General features: G+C 36.7%; 2 protein-coding genes. Both read left to right on the top strand.

Annotated elements, in window-relative coordinates; all coding sequences use genetic code 11:
- A partial coding sequence (locus ACY65O_RS11030) for a ribosome-binding factor A (RefSeq protein WP_462220914.1) occupies nt 1-242 on the top strand: 242 nt, incomplete at its 5' end.
- A gap of 63 nt (nt 243-305) precedes the next feature.
- Nucleotides 306-1,529, top strand: a complete 1,224-nt coding sequence (locus ACY65O_RS11025; protein WP_462220913.1) for an FtsX-like permease family protein — start codon at nt 306-308, stop codon at nt 1,527-1,529.
- Nucleotides 1,530-1,719: the final 190 nt, after the last annotated feature.

Here is a 1,719-nt window from a genome sequence, read left to right as displayed (position 1 = left end):
TTTTTAAAGTAAAAGATAATGATCTTGCCTTAAAAAAAATTGAGGAGCATGCACACGAAATAAAAAAAGAATTAACATCAAGGGTCAGGCATCAACTCAGGAGCATGCCCAAACTAACTTTTTATATTGATGATACTTTGGAGTATGCAGAAAAAATAGATAAGCTGTTTAAGGAAATAAATGAATCTCCCTCTATCTCCCCAGATGGGGAAAGAAATGGAAAAGAACAAAGCGCTGATTGAAGTTGTTGCACATTGGATGAATTATTGTTTGATTCAACTAATTAACCATTTAACCAATTAACATTGTACCTCACTTTTGCCTGGAGATATTTTAAAGCAAAAAAAAGAGCAAATGCCATTAATATCATTGCATGGGTAACGGTGGGTGTTATTGCGTTTGCCACCTGCTGCCAAATTTTAGTGCTTAGTGTTTTTAATGGCTTTGAAGGATTGGTAAAATCTTTATACGCTTCATTCTATACCGATATTAAAATTGTACCTGATAAAGGAAAAACTTTTTTTATTACCCCTGCACAATTAACTCAAATTAAACAGCAGCCTTTTGTACAAAATTTTTCCTTAATTGCCGAAGAAAAAGCATTGCTGCAAAATGGTGAGGGCGCACAAACAGTAGTGTATTTAAAAGGTGTAGATGATAATTATCCCAAGGTATCGGGTGTGCCTGCTAAAATAAGTAACGGAAAATTTGCTACAGGCACTGCTGATGAACCGGGTTTAATATTAGGCGCTGGCATTCAGTATGCAGTAGGTGTAAGTTTAAACCCTGCTTTTGAAACTGATAAGCTCACTGTTATTCTTCCCAAAAAATACAGCAGCGGCAGCGACCCTTTGCAATCTTTAAGCGAAGGCAATGTATTGCCCACCGGTATCTTTACCATTCAGCAGGATTTTGATAATAAATATACCATCACCAATATTGATTTTGTAAAACAACAGATGGGGCTGGCCGAAAATGAATACAGTGCCGTGGAAATAAAATTAAAAGATAAAACTGATGTTACCGGTGCCAGGGAAAAATTATCGGCATTAATGGGCAATGGCTATAAAGTGCAAACTTTGTATGAGCAAAACATGAGCCTCTACAATACAATGAAAATGGAAAAGTGGATTATTTATGCTGTGTTTACTTTAATATTATTGGTAAGTGCCTTTACTATGATAAGTGCTTTAACCATGCTGGTGCTGGAAAAGCAAAAAGACATCAGCGTATTGCAAAGCATGGGCGCCAGCCAGTCTTCTATTTTAAAAATATTTTTAAGCGAAGGTTTATTATTGGGTGCCATTGGCGCAGCATCTGGTATTGCAATGGCCGTAATTATTTGTTTACTGCAGTTAAAATTTAAAATAATAAAATTGGGGGGTGGCTCTTTTTTAATAGATTATTTTCCTGTACAATTACTTGTTACCGATTTTTTATTAGTAGCTGCAACGGCTGCATTCATTGCATTTGTTGCATCGTGGTTTCCGGCACGTAAGGCAGCGGGGCAGGCTTTTGAATTACGATAAGGCCTCTTATCAAAAAGAAGGGATCTGGCATATCAAACCTACACGAACATTATATCTTCCAGATGGTCACAAAATCTTTGTTAGTCAAAACTTAAACGTTAGGGCTTTCTGCACTGCTGGTATTCTGTGTTCCGTGAGCTGACAACTGAAGCCGATTGAAAAACTAAAGATGAAGTTATGCAAAAAGCTG

It is taken from the genome of Ferruginibacter sp. (assembly GCF_031430955.1).
GTDB lineage: Bacteria > Bacteroidota > Bacteroidia > Chitinophagales > Chitinophagaceae > Ferruginibacter.
This window is presented reverse-complemented; position numbering and strand designations above follow the sequence as displayed.